A 15,120-nucleotide genomic window follows, 5' to 3' on the forward strand; every position below is an offset into this window, starting at 1 on the left:
TTAGAGGGCATAAGCCATGGCGTACAGCAACAAAGTCATAGACCATTACGAAAATCCGCGTAACGTCGGTTCATTCGCTAAAGACGACCCAACTATAGCTACAGGTATGGTTGGCGCACCGGCTTGTGGTGACGTGATGAAGTTACAGTTAAAAATTAACGAGCAGGGCATTATTGAAGATGCCAAGTTCAAGACCTACGGCTGTGGCAGTGCTATTGCATCCAGCTCATTAGTGACTGAATGGGTCAAAGGCAAAAGCATCGACGAAGCGGCTTTAATCAAAAACACCGATATAGCGCAGGAACTGGCTTTACCTCCGGTAAAAATCCACTGCTCTATTCTGGCGGAAGATGCAATCAAAGCAGCCATTGCTGATTACAAACAACGTCACGGGAACTAAGTTATGGCTATTTCAATGACACCAGCGGCAGCGGATCGCGTCAGAAGCTTCCTCGCCAATAGAGGCAAAGGCTTGGGCTTGCGTGTCGGTGTAAAAACCACAGGCTGTTCAGGACTGGCTTATGTGCTGGAGTTTGTTGACGAGTTAAATGATGACGATCAGGTATTCGAACAGGATAATCTGAAACTCATTGTTGACGGTAAAAGTTTAGTTTATATCGACGGCACTCAGCTGGATTTTGTCAAAGAAGGTTTAAACGAAGGGTTTCAGTTTAACAACCCCAACGTCAATGGCGAATGTGGTTGTGGCGAAAGCTTCACCGTTTAACGAAGGGCGCAGATGAATTACTTTCAGCTTTTTCATCTGCCAGCTCAGTTTGAGCTGGATTTGACTGAATTAGGCACTCGTTATCTGGAATTGCAACGGCAATTTCATCCGGATAAACATGCCGCAGGCTCTGAGCGCGATAAGCTGATGGCGGTGCAACAAGCCGCCAATATCAACGATGCCTATCACAGCTTAAAGCAGCCGCTATTGCGTGCTGAACATTTACTGGCGTTACGGGGTTTAAAAATCAGTAACGAGCAGCGTAGTTTTATGGAACCTGCATTTTTAATGCAGCAAATGGAGTTACGTGAGTTACTGGCCGAGATTAGCGATGCTGCTGATCCAGAAGAGTTAATAGACGAAGCTGATCAGCAAATTCAGCAACAGAAAAAAGCGCTATTACGACAGTTGCAATCGGCACTGGACGCCAACACACCTGAGCACGATCATCAGGCGGCTGATATAATCCGCAAACTCAAATTTTTCTTTAAGCTGCAGCAAGAGCTGGAGCTTTTAGAACAACAAACACAAGACTAAAGAGCAGCATGGCGTTATTACAAATTGCAGAGCCCGGTCAAAGCGCGGCTCCACATCAGCACAAGTTAGCCGCAGGTATTGATCTCGGTACCACCAATTCGCTGGTTGCTACTGTTCGCAGTGGCGAAGCCAAAACTCTGTTTAATCAAGCAGGCCAGGATATGGTGCCTTCTGTGGTGCGTTACACTGCGGACAAGGTCATAGTTGGCCATGCCGCTGCAGCTGATGCTGTGCTCGACCCGCACAATACTATTGTATCGGTCAAACGTCTGATGGGCCGTGGTTTTGCTGAAATCAATGCCGATGCAGAACATATTCCTTATCAGCTGGTCGATCAATCAGGTTTAGTGGCGATAAACACTATTCAGGGCATTAAAAACCCGGTGGAAGTATCAGCTGAAATTCTGGCGACTTTAGCCGATACAGCAAGCCAGACTCTAGGTGGCGAGCTGACTGGTGTGGTTATTACTGTGCCTGCCTATTTTGACGACTCGCAGCGTCAGGCGACCAAAGATGCCGCTAAACTGGCAGGGCTGAATGTATTGCGTTTATTAAACGAGCCTACAGCAGCAGCTTTAGCTTATGGCCTGGACTCAGGTCAGGAAGGTGTGGTTGCTGTTTACGATTTAGGCGGTGGTACTTTTGATATCTCTATCCTGCGCTTAAAGCGTGGTGTATTTGAGGTGTTGGCCACAGGTGGTGATTCGGCTTTAGGTGGTGATGATTTTGATCATGCTCTGGTCAACTGGCTACAACAGCAAACTGGCCAAAGCGCACTTTCGCATTCAGAACTGCGCCAGTATCTGGTGACAGCCCGCCAAATCAAAGAAAACTTAAGCGCTACAGAGCAGCTGGATTTTGTGCTGCCACTAGCCTCTGGTGAATTTAAAGGCCAAATCAGCCGCTCTGACTTTGATGCATTAATTCAGCCTTTAGTGCGCAAGACCATTCGCGCCTGCAAACAAGTGCTGCGCGATGCTGGTTTAGACACCGAAGAAATTCAACAAGTAGTGATGGTCGGCGGTTCTACCCGCGTGCCATTAGTACGAAGCGCTGTAGCAGAGTTTTTTGCTACTGAGCCTTTAACTTCGATTGATCCGGATAAAGTAGTGGCCATAGGTGCTGCGATTCAGGCCAACGTATTAGTGGGTAATAAATCTGACCACGATACCTTGCTGCTGGATGTGATCCCGCTGTCTTTAGGTTTGGAAACCATGGGCGGTTTAGTTGAAAAAATCATTCCACGTAATACTGTAATTCCGGTGGCCCGTGCTCAGGAATTTACCACCTTTAAAGATGGCCAGACCGCTATGGCGATTCATGTGCTGCAGGGTGAACGTGAACTGGTGGATGCCTGTCGTTCTTTAGCGCGTTTTAACCTGACCAATATCCCGGCTATGGCCGCGGGTGGCGCTCATATTCGGGTGACTTTTCAGGTCGATGCCGATGGTTTGTTGAGTGTCACAGCTCAGGAAAAATCCACTGGGGTCAGCGCCAGCATTCAGGTCAAACCTTCCTATGGTTTAAGCGACGATCAGGTTGCGACCATGATCCAAAGCTCTATGCTCTATGCTAAACAAGATATGCAGCTGCGTTTGTTAAAAGAACAACAAGTGGAAGCCGAGCGGGTACTGGAAGCTGTGACTGCTGCGTTAAATGCTGATGCGGCTCTGTTAACAGAAGAAGAAAAATTAAATGTAGAACAAGCCCTTGCTGAACTGGCTAGAGTGAAACAAGGCGATAACACTGCGGCTATTAAAGCTGCTATTGAACACACTAATCATATAACAGATGAGTTTGCAGCGCGCCGTATGGATATGTCCATCCGCAGTGCCCTGCAGGGTCATAAGGTCGACGAGGTCTGATATGCCACAAATCATCTTTTTACCCCATGCAGAGTTATGCCCTGAAGGTGTCGCAGTCGAAGCCAAAACAGGTGAAACTGTGCTGGATGTGGCACTTCGTTCTGGCATTTCAATTGAACATGCCTGCGAAAAATCCTGTGCCTGCACCACCTGTCACGTCATAGTGCGTGAAGGCTTCCGTTCTCTGAACCCAAGTGACGAGTTGGAAGACGACATGCTGGATAAAGCCTGGGGCTTAGAACCAGACTCACGTTTAGGTTGTCAGGCCCGTATCGCTGACGAAGACTTAGTGGTCGAAATTCCTAAGTACACCGTCAATATGGTCAGCGAAGGGCATTAATCCCCATTGTTTGAAGACCAATAAAAAGCAGCTTTCGGGCTGTTTTTTGCTTTTTACAGCAACGAATGGCTCGCGTAGCAAAAGCTTCATTTCGCCTGCTTAGAAAAAATAGGTTTTTTATTTTGCTTAGCGTATAATTCGCGGCCTTAAAAATTTATTCACCCTTTTGATTACAGGAGTCTGTCATGGCTTTAGAACGTACTTTTTCAATCGTAAAACCAGATGCAGTAGCGAAGAACCACATCGGCGCTATCTATCACCGTTTTGAAACTGCTGGTTTACGCATTGTTGCTGCTAAAATGTTGCACTTAAGCCGTGAACAGGCTGAAGGCTTCTACGGTGAGCACAAAGAGCGTCCATTTTTCAACGCTTTAGTTTCTTTCATGACATCAGGCCCTGTGATGGTTCAAGTGTTAGAAGGCGAAGACGCTGTACGTAAAAACCGTGAAATCATGGGTGCTACTAACCCGAAAGATGCTGCTGCTGGTACTTTACGTGCTGACTACGCTGCCAGCATCGACGAAAACGCTGTTCACGGTTCAGACGCTGCTGCTTCTGCTGCACGTGAAATCGCGTTCTTCTTCACTGAAGCAGAACTGTGTTCACGTACTCGTTAATTTAAACCGTCGTTCTTGACGCCGCAGCTTCGTTTACAGCGCGCTTTCGCCCCAGTCACATAGTGAACTATGCTCCTGGGGGCTCACGCCCTTGTCGCCTCGCTGCAACGCCAATTACTTAGGTTTAAAAAAGTGTAAAGGGACGATTTATACGAAAAGGGAGCTTAGCTCCCTTTCTATCTATTTAAACTGTCCTATTTTTATTAAGTTATTGTTGTGAGGAAATGCCTAAATGAGCCAAACGGAAAACAAAGTCAATCTGCTTGATCTGACCCGTACCCAGATGAAGGAGTTTTTTGTCTCTATTGGTGAAGCAGGCTTCAGAGCCGATCAGGTGATGAAATGGATTTACCATTTCTGTATCGACGACTTTGATAAAATGACCAACATCAACAAGAAGTTGCGTGACAAATTAAAAGAAAAAGCTGTGATTGCAGCACCAGTTGTGGTGACGCGTCAAGACAGCGCTGATGGCACTATCAAGTTTGTGATGGGCTTGTCTGGTGGCCAGGAAGTGGAAACTGTCTGGATCCCGGAAAAAGACCGCCGTACTTTATGTGTGTCGTCTCAGGTTGGCTGTGCTTTAGAATGTACTTTTTGCTCCACAGCCCAGCAGGGCTTTAACCGCAATTTAAAAGTGTCTGAAATTATTGGTCAGGTCTGGCGTGTGGCTCAAATCATAGGCAGCTACGGCGATACTGGCGAAAAACCAGTCACCAACGTGGTGATGATGGGCATGGGCGAACCTTTGCTGAATCTGAACAATGTAGTGCCAGCCATGGAGCTGATGCTGGAAGACTTTGGTTTTGGCTTATCCAAACGCCGCGTCACTTTAAGTACCTCGGGTGTAGTACCTGCTCTGGATATGCTCAAAGAGCGTATCGATGTGGCCTTGGCGATTTCCTTACACGCGCCGAATAACACGCTGCGTGATGAGTTAGTGCCGGTGAATAAAAAATACCCTATGGAAGAATTCCTTGCTGCGGCAAAGCGTTATGTCACAGACTCACGTGCCAATGATAAAGTCACAGTCGAATATGTGATGCTGGATGGTGTCAACGACAGCATGGAACAAGCCCATGAGTTAGCGCATGCTCTTAAAGGCACTCCGTCAAAAGTGAACCTGATCCCGTTCAACCCATACCCTGGGTCACCCTACAAACGTTCCAGCAATTCCCGCATCGACCGCTTCAATAAAGTGCTGCAGGAACATGGTTATACAGTGATGGTGCGTAAGACCCGCGGCGACGATATTGACGCTGCTTGTGGTCAGCTCGTGGGTGATGTGATTGACCGTACCAAGCGTTTAGAAAAAAAACAGATGAAAGGTCAGGAGATTTCAGTAAAAATGGTGTAACACTCCATTGAACTGGTATCGTTATGCAAAAACTCAGGCTTCTTGCTTGTGTTGTTTTCAGTTTACAGTTGGCAGCTTGTGTCACCGAAACCACTGTGGTGGGCAGTGACCGACAAATTCGTCCCAAGATGGATCAAAAAGAAGCTGCCCGTACCCGCATAGCGCTTGGCATTAACTACCTGCAACGTGGGGATAATGCGCAAGCCAAGTTTAATCTGGAAAAAGCCAAAAGCTTAGCGCCTGAACTGGCCGAAGTGCATAACGCTATGGCCTATTATTATCAGCAGGTGGCGGAGTTTGAAGCCGCCGAACACTCCTACAAAACTGCCTTAGATCTTGAACCCGATAACGCTGACTCTTATAACAACTACGGTGCGTTTTTGTGTCAGCGTGGCAAATACGAGCAAGCCGAACAGTTACTGCTGCAGGCAATAAGCCGCCCTGGTTATATCCGTGCCGCAGACAGTTATGAAAATATCGCCTTGTGCCGACTAGAGCAAAAAGATTTTGTTCAGGCGAAAGCCTATTTGGATTTATCCGTTAAGCACAATGCCAGCAGGCCCAGTGCTTTGTTTAATTTAGCGTCTGTCAATTATGCAATGGCTGATTTACTCGCTGCTCAGGTGCTTTTGGATCGAATGCAAAGCGCCTCTCAAATTTCCCCCCGTTCAGTATTGTTGTCTTATCTGATAGCACAGGAGCAACAAGATTACAGCAGGATGCAAAATGCTGAGCAGTTGCTGCTCACCACCTATCCGCAAAGTCAGGAAAGCTTGTTGCTTAGTCAGGGCAAATTGAATGAGTCTGAATTTAGCCAACTCAGGCAAGACTACAAACAACAGTTACTGCAGCAGCCGGCGGAACAGGTAAAAACTGATACAGGACAGCCGAAAATTAAAATCACCCGCAAGAAACCACCAGTAACTGGAGCAACAGAGTCTAAGGTTTTGCCTGCGACTCTGGCCGCTCAGATGCAAAGTCAGGCTGAAACCGTGGCTGTACAACACCAAGTACAACAAGATGAAAGCTTGTATGGCATAGCAGAGCGTTACAGTGTTACTATTAGCGATATAATCAGCTGGAACTCTTTGCGTGATAATCAGCCTATAGTCAAGGGCCAGATCCTCTGGATTGGACAACAAGCACACCGGCAGATAGAACCACAAATTGAAGTACCAGAACGTTATCAAATCCAATATGGCGATACGTTGTTTCGGATTTCGATGCGTTACAGGGTGAAATTAACCAGCCTGCTGCAATGGAACAACTTAACTGAGCAAAGCCCGATACGGGCTGGGCAATTTATCTACTTAAAAGATCCGGCACAATTAGAATTATGACGACTGAATTAACGCAGCCCAGCAGCGCAGTACAGACTTTGAGCGCGGGACAACTATTACGTCAGGCTCGTGAGCAACAAAATCTGACTTTAGCCCAGGTGGCACAGCAACTGAATTTAAGCAGGAGCTTGATCGACGATCTTGAACAGGATCAGGTCGATGCCAAGCTGTCTTCCACTTTCGTGCGTGGTTATTTGCGCTCCTATGCCAAATTACTGAAAATACCCGCTCAACAAGTATTAGATGCCTACAGCAGCAACTCAAAAGGCTTGCATCAGGTGCCAAGCCTGACCCGCAGTTTCTCTAAACGCACAGCCAAGGAAGCGACAGAAAACCGCTTTATGTGGGTGACCTATTTTGTTATTGCGGTCTTTGTGGTGTTGTTGGTTCTTGGTTTCTGGCAAAGCCGGTTTGGCGGTTCAGGCTCAGGCTCTGCATTGCCTATGGCACAAACTGACGAGACTATGCTGGCGAGTGAAGCAGCTAAGCCTGTCGACACTCAGTCGTATCAGCAAACCGAACAGCCAGAGGCTGAACAGAACCGTATTCCTGTGACTCAGCTGGATCATTCGCCAACAGCGACAGATCCACAAGCTCAAAGCACAGCACCACAAACTAGTTTAAATGCAGATGTTCCGACTGTAATACAGCCGCAATCACAAGCTGTAGTGACACAACCTGCTGCAACAGTGGTGCAAGCTACGACAGAGGAAAATTCTGCTACCAGGGGGGCAGCGACTACGACTGCGCCTGCTGTCAACACTCCTATTCAGAGTGAACCACAGTTGCAGCAATCAGTTCCTGCAGTCACTGCTCCTGTTCAGAATGAATCCCAGACATCAGTAGCGGTAACAAATGACGTTCCAGCTGTTGCAACTGCTGATACTGCAACTGACCAGTCTACGACTCAAACTACAACCTCAGCTACAGAAACTCCAACTGCTGCAGCTGTTGATGCGTCAGCCAATGCCACTATCAATTTGTCTCTGAGTGCAGAGTGTTGGGTTGATGTGGTTGATGCGACAGGCAAACGCTTAGTATTTGGCAGTCGTCAGGCTGGTGAACAACTGAATTTACGTGGTGTTGCGCCAATCAAAGTGTTATTAGGCAACGCAGCAGCGGCCACTCTTAACTTTAATGGCGAAGCCATTGATCTGTCAGGTTATCCAACAGGTCGGGTCGCCCGGTTAACCCTCGGACAAAACTGATGAGTTACGCAGAAAATCCTATTAAAAGACGCCAGTCTACTCAAATTAAAGTGGGCAATGTACTGATAGGCGGTGATGCGCCTATTGCAGTACAGTCTATGACCAATACTAAAACTACAGATGTCGAAGCGACAGTGGCGCAAATTCAGGCCATTGCCAAAGCAGGCGCTGATTTGGTGCGTGTGTCTGTGCCGACTATGGAAGCGGCAGAGGCCTTTAAGCTGATTAAACAGCAATCGCCTATTCCATTGGTCGCCGATATCCATTTTGATTACCGTATCGCGCTAAAAGTAGCTGAATACGGTGTCGATTGTTTACGTATTAACCCTGGCAATATAGGCCGGGAAGACCGTATCCGTTCTGTAGTAGAAGCGGCACGCGATAAAAACATTCCGATCCGTATTGGTGTGAATGGCGGCTCGCTGGAAGCAGATTTACAGGAAAAGTATGGTGAACCGACCCCAGAAGCACTGGTAGAGTCGGCCATGCGCCATGTCGACATTCTGGATCGTCTGAACTTCGACCAGTTTAAAGTCAGCGTCAAAGCCTCGGATGTATTTTTAGCTGTCGGTGCTTACCGTTTACTGGCGAAACAAATTAAGCAACCTCTGCATTTGGGGATCACCGAAGCTGGTGGTGCCCGTGCTGGTGCCGTCAAATCTGCTATTGGTCTTGGTATGCTGTTATCTGAAGGCATTGGCGATACCTTGCGTATTTCTTTGGCCGCTGATCCGGTTGAAGAAGTGAAAGTAGGTTTTGATATTTTAAAATCCCTGCGTATCCGTTCCCGCGGCATTAATTTTATTGCCTGCCCAAGTTGCTCCCGTCAGGAATTTGATGTGATCAAAACCATGAATGAGCTGGAGCAAAGGTTGGAAGACGTGGTAGACCCTATGACGGTCTCTGTTATTGGTTGTGTAGTGAATGGTCCCGGCGAAGCACTGATCTCTGATTTAGGCGTGGCAGGGGCAAACCGTATGAGTGGTTTCTACCTCAAAGGCCAGCGTCAAAAACTACGCATTGATAACAATAACGTCGCAGAACAATTAGAAGCTCAGGTACGTTTGTATCTGGAAGAGCAAAAACGACTGATTGAAATTAAACAGCTGGATTAAGCCGTAAGGCTGCATGATCCGCTTTGGACAAAGAGATAAAACCCGTGTCAAAAGATATCCAGGCCATTCGTGGCATGAACGACTGTTTACCCGCCGATACTCCGGCATGGCAATTTGTAGAACAGGTTTTACGTAAAACAGTGCGCAACTATGGGTACGAAGAAATTCGTTTTCCTATAGTCGAAATGACCGAATTGTTTAAGCGTTCTATAGGCGAAGTGACTGACATCGTTGAAAAAGAGATGTATACCTTTGCCGATCGTAATGGCGACAGTCTGACCTTGCGCCCCGAGGGGACTGCAGTTTGCGTACGTGCCGCCAATCAGAATGGTTTGCTATACAACCAGGAACAGCGCCTGTGGTACATGGGCCCCATGTTCCGCCACGAGCGTCCACAAAAAGGCCGTTACCGTCAGTTCCACCAGTTTGGTTTAGAAGCTTTTGGTATGGCAGGCCCGGACATTGATGCTGAAGTGATTTTACTCAGTGCCCGTTTATGGAAAAGTTTAGGTTTGTCGTCTCATGTGACTCTGGAGCTGAACTCTTTAGGCTCGAACCAGGCGCGTGCGGATTACCGCGCTGCGTTAGTCGCCTATTTAGAGCAACATAAAGAACTGCTGGATGAAGACAGCTTGCGTCGCATGTACAGTAACCCGCTGCGGGTACTGGATAGCAAAAATCCAGTGATGCAGGAGATGTTGGGTAAGGCGCCACAGCTGTTAGAGTATTTAGATGATGAATCCAAAGCCGACTTTGATGGCCTGCAAAAGCGTTTAAAAGCCGCTGGTGTTGAGTTTGTGATCAATCCACGTTTAGTGCGTGGCCTGGACTATTACAACAAAACTGTCTTCGAATGGGTCACCAGCAGCTTAGGTTCACAAGGCACAGTCTGCGCCGGTGGCCGTTACGATGGTTTAGTGGAACAGCTGGGAGGGAAAGCTACTCCTGCAGTTGGTTTTGCCTTAGGTATGGAGCGACTGGTATTATTGCTGCAAACCTTAGAGCTATTGCCAGAAGCCCAGCCTCAAACCGATATTTATCTGATGGCCTTAGGCGAGAGCGCGGAACTTGCGGCAGTTTCTATTGCCGAAAGCCTGCGTAATGAGTTACCTGAGCTGCGCTTAATGACGCATTGTGGTGGCGGCAATCTAAAGAAACAAATGAAAAAAGCGGATAAGTCTGGTGCCAGTCTTGGTCTGCTATTAGGTGAAACCGAACTGGCCGCTGGCGAAATTACACTGAAATGGCTCAGAGAAGAAAAACCACAACAAAATATTAAATTGACTGAATTAAGCAGCGCTCTGAAGCAGCTGGTTTAAAGGGATCGAAGATGGAAATTTACAACAGCGAAGAACAACAAGTCGAAGCTATTAAGCGCTTTTGGAAAGAAAACGGCACCGCTATTATCGCCGGTGTAGTCTTGGGTCTGGGTGGCTTGTACGGCTGGCGTTATTTTCAGGATCAGCAGCTGGAAAGCACTATGGCAGCATCAAGTGCCTACACTAAATTACTGGAGCAACAGCAAAAAGCTGCTGATAACCCAGAGTTGTTAGCGCAGTTCCAGACCTTTGTTGATAAAAACAGTGACTCTTCCTATGCACTGCTGGCGGCTTTTGTTGCAGCCAAAGAAGCGGTAGCAAAAGAAGACTACGCTGTTGCTGCTAAACAGCTGAACTGGGTAGTGACCACAGCTAAACAGCCAGAAATAAAAGCACTGGCGCAGCTGCGTTTGGCTCGTGTGCAAAATGAACAAAAAGATTACGCAGCAGCTTTAGCAACTCTGGCTTTAGCTGTGCCTGAAGCGTTCAAAGCACAACAACAGGAATTGACAGGCGATGTGCTGTTGAACTCAGGTGAATTGGCGAAAGCGAAAACAGCCTATCAGGCTGCTGTCGCCGCCACTAAAGATGCTCAGAATCCACTTCTGAAAGTGAAATTAGACGAACTGGCGCACGTAACTGCTGCTTAAGGTGTAAGAGTGAAGTTATTCAAGTCTCGTATCGGCTTAATGCTGGCGTTGTTGACGACTTTGGCTGCTTGTTCTTCTAAAGAAGAATTAGTGTACCCGGAAATTGACAACAAAATTGAACCCGAAGAAATTTGGAGTGCCTCTGTGGGGGATGGGGTTGAACATTATGATTCAGCGCTACGTCCATTGATTTACAAAGATAAAGTTTTTGCAGCCAGCCGTGCTGGTTTAGTCATGGCTTTTGATAAAGAGTCTGGTGATCGTCTTTGGACCTTTGATGTTCGTGACGATGGCACAGGCAGTTTCCTGGATGGCCTGAAATTCTGGAATTCTGAAACTGCCCGGGTTTCCGGTGGTGTCAGTGCTGGTTATGACAAAATTTTTGTCGGCACCGAAAACGGCGATGTCGTAGCACTTAACCCTGAAACTGGTGAGTTGGTATGGCGTGTTAAAGTCAAAGGTGAAGTCATTGCAAGTCCTGCGGCCGGTGATGGTTATGTAGTGGTGAATACCTCAGCGGGTTACATGTTTGCCTTGCACCCGGACACAGGTGAACAGCGCTGGATGCATGAACAGGAAAGCGCATTACTGAGTTTACGGGGTACCAGTGAACCTGTGATGGCCAGTGGTGGTGTTATTTTTGGTAGTGGCGCTGGTAAAGTATCAGTGTTAATTGCTGACAAAGGTGTATTGGCATGGGATGCCGCTATTGCTGTGCCAAAAGGTGCCACCGATTTATCCCGTATGGTGGATGTTGACGCAACTCCTATCGTCATAGACGGTACTATTTACGCTATAGCCTTTAACGGTGAGCTGGTCGCTCTTGAACTGCGCACAGGTCGTGTTATTTGGAAACGTGAATATGCCAGCTTCCGCGATATGGTGGTTGAAGGCAATAGCATTTATCTGGTCGACAGTGTCGGCAAAATTTTTGCTATCGACCGCCGTAACGGTTTAGAGCAATGGTCTCAGTTAGGTTTACATAAACATTTCCTGACCGGACCTGCAGTGTACAAAGATTATCTGGCCGTAGGTGATGTCGAAGGTAACTTGTTCTGGTTGGATAAAAACACCGGTGAGTTTGTCGCTCAGGAAACATATGGTTCAGGCTTTTATGTGCAGGGTGTCAGCACTGCTGACGAATTAGTGATCCAAACCCGGGATGGTGAGCTAAGTTTAATACGCTTGCCTTAAGCTGTCCTGGTTGACAATAAAGCAGGGTCGGAGCCGATAAACCATCGCCTCCGGCCTTGTTGTTTCATAGAGTGTAGCTGTTGTGGTCAGTGCCAGGCTGTAAAAAGCCTGGCGTGACAGAGTAAGAAGGTCAGTTGGCCTGCGGTATCCACAAGGATACATAGTAATTTTATTTGAGGTAAAACCATGTTACCTGTAGTGGCTTTGGTTGGCAGAGCCAACGTTGGAAAATCAACATTATTTAACCGTTTAACCCGCACCCGTGACGCCTTAGTGGCGGACTTTCCGGGCCTGACGCGTGACCGTAAATACGGTTCAGTCAAATACGAAGGTTACGAATTTATTGTGGTCGACACCGGTGGTATCGACGGCAATGAGCAAGGCATTGAAGTAGAAATGGCCGAGCAGTCACTCAAAGCCATAGACGAAGCTGACATTGTGCTGTTTATGGTCGATGCCCGTGCTGGTGCCATGGTGGCTGATGATGCGATAGCGCAGCATTTACGCCGTATCAATAAAAAAGTCTTCTTAGTAGCGAATAAAACCGATGGTTTGGATGCTGATACAGCCACAGCAGATTTCTATAGTCTGGCGCTGGGTGAAGTCTATCCAATAGCTGCTGTGCATGGCCGTGGTGTGGTGTCTTTGTTGCAACATGCCTTATTGCCTATGCTGTCTGAGCAGCAACAACAGCGTATTGCCGCTATTGAAAAAGGCGAAGAACTACCGGACGAGTTTGAGGAAGAAGAAAGCGAAGAGGACATTACCCAGGCGAAGGATCAGCATATCAAGCTGGCCATAGTGGGCCGTCCAAACGTTGGTAAATCGACGTTAACTAACCGTATTTTAGGTGAAGAGCGTGTGGTGGTGTTTGACATGCCAGGCACGACACGGGATTCGATTTATATCCCTATGACCCGCGGTGAGCGCGAATATACGCTGATTGATACAGCTGGTGTGCGTCGTCGTGGCAAAATCGACGATATGGTCGAGAAGTTCTCTGTCATTAAAACCCTGCAGGCGATTGAAGATGCCAACGTAGTGATTTTAGTGCTGGATGCCCGTTTAGGTATTTCCGACCAGGACTTAAGCATTTTAGGTTTTGTGCTCAATTCAGGTCGTTCACTGGTGATTGCGGTCAATAAATGGGATGGTCTGGACGACCGGATCAAAGACGATGTCAAACGTGAGCTTGACAGACGCTTAGGTTTTATCGACTTTGCCCGCCTGCATTTTATCTCGGCTTTGCACGGCTCAGGTGTCGGTAACTTATTTGAATCGGTAGAAGAAGCCTTCGACTCGGCCACCCGTCGTGTTAGCACAGCGCTTTTAACCCGTATTATGAAAATGGCGGTGGAAGATCACCAGCCACCTATGGTGAAAGGCCGTCGGGTCAAGCTGAAATACGCTCACGCCGGTGGTTACAATCCGCCTTTGATCGTGATCCACGGTAATCAGGTTGACGATCTGCCTGATTCGTACAAACGTTATCTGATGAACTATTTCCGTAAATCTTTACAGATGATGGGCACGCCAGTGCGGATTGAATTCCGCGAAGGTGAAAACCCATTTGCCGGTAAACGTAATACGCTGACTCCTAATCAGCAGTACAAACGGGACCGTATCTTAAAAGCCAGAGCGAATCTGGTGAATAAGAAGTAAGTTTTGATTCAGGGCCAGCGCAAGCTGGCCTTGTTGTTTGTGGACTTCTCGTCGGTTCGAAATGGTAGGGCAGGGTTTATCCCTGCCCGCCAAATAGTGCCAAACATGCTAGTTGTGATATACAGCCACTCCTGAATCAACCATCCTTACTCTGAGGTTTTATGCTGCATCATGTTTCTTTTGGTGTTTCTGATATTTACCGTTCAGCAGCGTTTTACGACGCTGTGTTATCGGCTTTAGGTTATGTCCGGGTTTGGGATGATATCAGCGACGATGACCCGGATTGTGCTGTAGGTTATGGCTATAGCAACGGTGGTGACAAGTTTGCCATCAAACTCAGAGCACAAGCTTTATCAGGCTCAGTACCCGGCTTTCATCTGGCCTTCGCTGCACCAAGCCGGGCTGCTGTAGATGAGTTCCATAAAGCCGCATTGCAACATGGTGGCAAAGACAATGGTGCAGCTGGATTGAGGCCAGATTATGGTGATGAATATTACGCGGCTTTTGTGATTGATCCGGATGGTTATCCTATTGAAGCTGTGATTAATGTGAATCCTCAGGGTCATGAGTCTTGCATCTGAATCCTCAGGGGCAAGTCTCATTCAGACTATTTAGATGATATTCAAGGCGCTACGATACCTTGAGTCGCTCCAGCAGCAGGGCGTCGCAGCCGGTTAACCTACCCGGACGGTCGGGTCAGTAGTATTCCCCGTGCCAATGGCTGGGGGTCGGTGCTGGAGTACCATGGTTCAGGGTTACTGAAGAACTTTGACCATCCTGGTGTGAGTCGGGCGAATTTTCAGTACAACCCGGCATGACAACTGATAAGCCGGACAACCAGCAGTTCCAGCTACCAGATAAGTATTCCGCAACCGGGAAGACAGGATTACGTTACCAATGAGCTGAACCAATACAGTTCGGTAGCAGGCCGGGCACTGACGTATGACACGAACGGCAACTTAAAAAGCCATGAGGGCTGGACCTACAACTGCAACGGCCATAACAGACTAACCTCCGCCAGCAAATCCGGCACTGCGTTATCACTGGACTACGACGCCATAGGGCGCCTTAGTTAACATCCGCAATTGTTGCAGCTCACCTCAATCTAAGTTGGTTTTGAAATAACGTTTGCCAAAAATGATGATACAGAAAATGATCAATAAAATGATAAGTGCTACGATTGAAAGAT

15 protein-coding genes are annotated in these 15,120 nt (G+C 47.6%); all 15 read left to right on the forward strand.

The features are described from left to right. Positions 1–16: 16 nt before the first annotated feature. The 15 genes from iscU (at position 17) to IEW88_RS09970 (ending at position 14,512) form a co-directional block, all read left to right on the forward strand. Entirely contained in the window at positions 17–400 is a 384-nt protein-coding gene (gene iscU, locus IEW88_RS09900; RefSeq protein WP_053424391.1) for a Fe-S cluster assembly scaffold IscU, read from the forward strand. A 3-nt stretch (positions 401–403) separates the two neighbouring features. Further along, positions 404–727, forward strand: a complete 324-nt coding sequence (gene iscA, locus IEW88_RS09905) for an iron-sulfur cluster assembly protein IscA (protein ID WP_053424392.1) — start codon at positions 404–406, stop codon at positions 725–727. Positions 728–739: 12 nt separating this feature from the next. Then, the gene (hscB, locus tag IEW88_RS09910) at positions 740–1,264 is read left to right on the forward strand and encodes a co-chaperone HscB (protein WP_147904065.1); all 525 of its coding nucleotides are present in this window, start codon (positions 740–742) and stop codon (positions 1,262–1,264) included. 8 nt (positions 1,265–1,272) lie between these two features. Further along, complete coding sequence (gene hscA, locus IEW88_RS09915) at positions 1,273–3,129, forward strand: Fe-S protein assembly chaperone HscA (RefSeq protein ID WP_147904066.1); 1,857 nt, start codon at positions 1,273–1,275, stop codon at positions 3,127–3,129. 1 nt (position 3,130) lies between these two features. Further along, positions 3,131–3,469 carry an ISC system 2Fe-2S type ferredoxin gene (fdx, locus tag IEW88_RS09920; RefSeq protein WP_147904067.1) on the forward strand — a complete coding sequence of 113 codons (339 nt, stop codon included), beginning with the start codon at positions 3,131–3,133 and terminating at the stop codon, positions 3,467–3,469. A gap of 185 nt (positions 3,470–3,654) precedes the next feature. Then, entirely contained in the window at positions 3,655–4,086 is a 432-nt protein-coding gene (gene ndk / locus IEW88_RS09925) for a nucleoside-diphosphate kinase (RefSeq protein WP_053424396.1), read from the forward strand. 232 nt (positions 4,087–4,318) lie between these two features. Next, positions 4,319–5,443: a dual-specificity RNA methyltransferase RlmN gene (gene rlmN / locus IEW88_RS09930; RefSeq protein WP_147904068.1), complete on the forward strand. Its 1,125-nt coding sequence runs from the start codon at positions 4,319–4,321 to the stop codon at positions 5,441–5,443. Between the two features lie 23 nt (positions 5,444–5,466). Next, a complete protein-coding gene (gene pilW / locus IEW88_RS09935; protein ID WP_147904069.1) occupies positions 5,467–6,783 on the forward strand; it encodes a type IV pilus biogenesis/stability protein PilW in 1,317 nt (438 codons plus the stop codon). Next, positions 6,780–7,991 (forward strand): RodZ domain-containing protein, encoded by a 1,212-nt coding sequence (locus IEW88_RS09940; protein ID WP_147904070.1) that lies wholly within the window; start codon positions 6,780–6,782, stop codon positions 7,989–7,991. Before pilW ends, IEW88_RS09940 begins: the two co-directional genes overlap by 4 nt. Then, positions 7,991–9,106, forward strand: a complete 1,116-nt coding sequence (gene ispG, locus IEW88_RS09945; protein ID WP_147904071.1) for a flavodoxin-dependent (E)-4-hydroxy-3-methylbut-2-enyl-diphosphate synthase — start codon at positions 7,991–7,993, stop codon at positions 9,104–9,106. The genes IEW88_RS09940 and ispG overlap by 1 nt, the downstream gene beginning before the upstream one ends. Positions 9,107–9,150: 44 nt before the next feature. Beyond that, the gene (hisS, locus tag IEW88_RS09950; protein WP_147904072.1) at positions 9,151–10,425 is read left to right on the forward strand and encodes a histidine--tRNA ligase; all 1,275 of its coding nucleotides are present in this window, start codon (positions 9,151–9,153) and stop codon (positions 10,423–10,425) included. A gap of 11 nt (positions 10,426–10,436) precedes the next feature. Next, positions 10,437–11,075, forward strand: coding sequence for a YfgM family protein (locus tag IEW88_RS09955; protein WP_053424402.1), 639 nt, complete (start codon positions 10,437–10,439; stop codon positions 11,073–11,075). A 9-nt stretch (positions 11,076–11,084) separates the two neighbouring features. Then, a complete protein-coding gene (gene bamB / locus IEW88_RS09960; RefSeq protein ID WP_221411402.1) occupies positions 11,085–12,269 on the forward strand; it encodes an outer membrane protein assembly factor BamB in 1,185 nt (394 codons plus the stop codon). Positions 12,270–12,455: 186 nt separating this feature from the next. Beyond that, a complete protein-coding gene (gene der / locus IEW88_RS09965; RefSeq protein WP_053424403.1) occupies positions 12,456–13,931 on the forward strand; it encodes a ribosome biogenesis GTPase Der in 1,476 nt (491 codons plus the stop codon). 161 nt (positions 13,932–14,092) lie between these two features. Beyond that, entirely contained in the window at positions 14,093–14,512 is a 420-nt protein-coding gene (locus tag IEW88_RS09970) for a VOC family protein (RefSeq protein WP_147904073.1), read from the forward strand. Positions 14,513–15,120: the final 608 nt, after the last annotated feature.

Origin of the sequence: Rheinheimera tangshanensis (genome assembly GCF_014645135.1) — a bacterium.
GTDB classification, from domain to species: Bacteria; Pseudomonadota; Gammaproteobacteria; order Enterobacterales; family Alteromonadaceae; genus Pararheinheimera; species Pararheinheimera tangshanensis.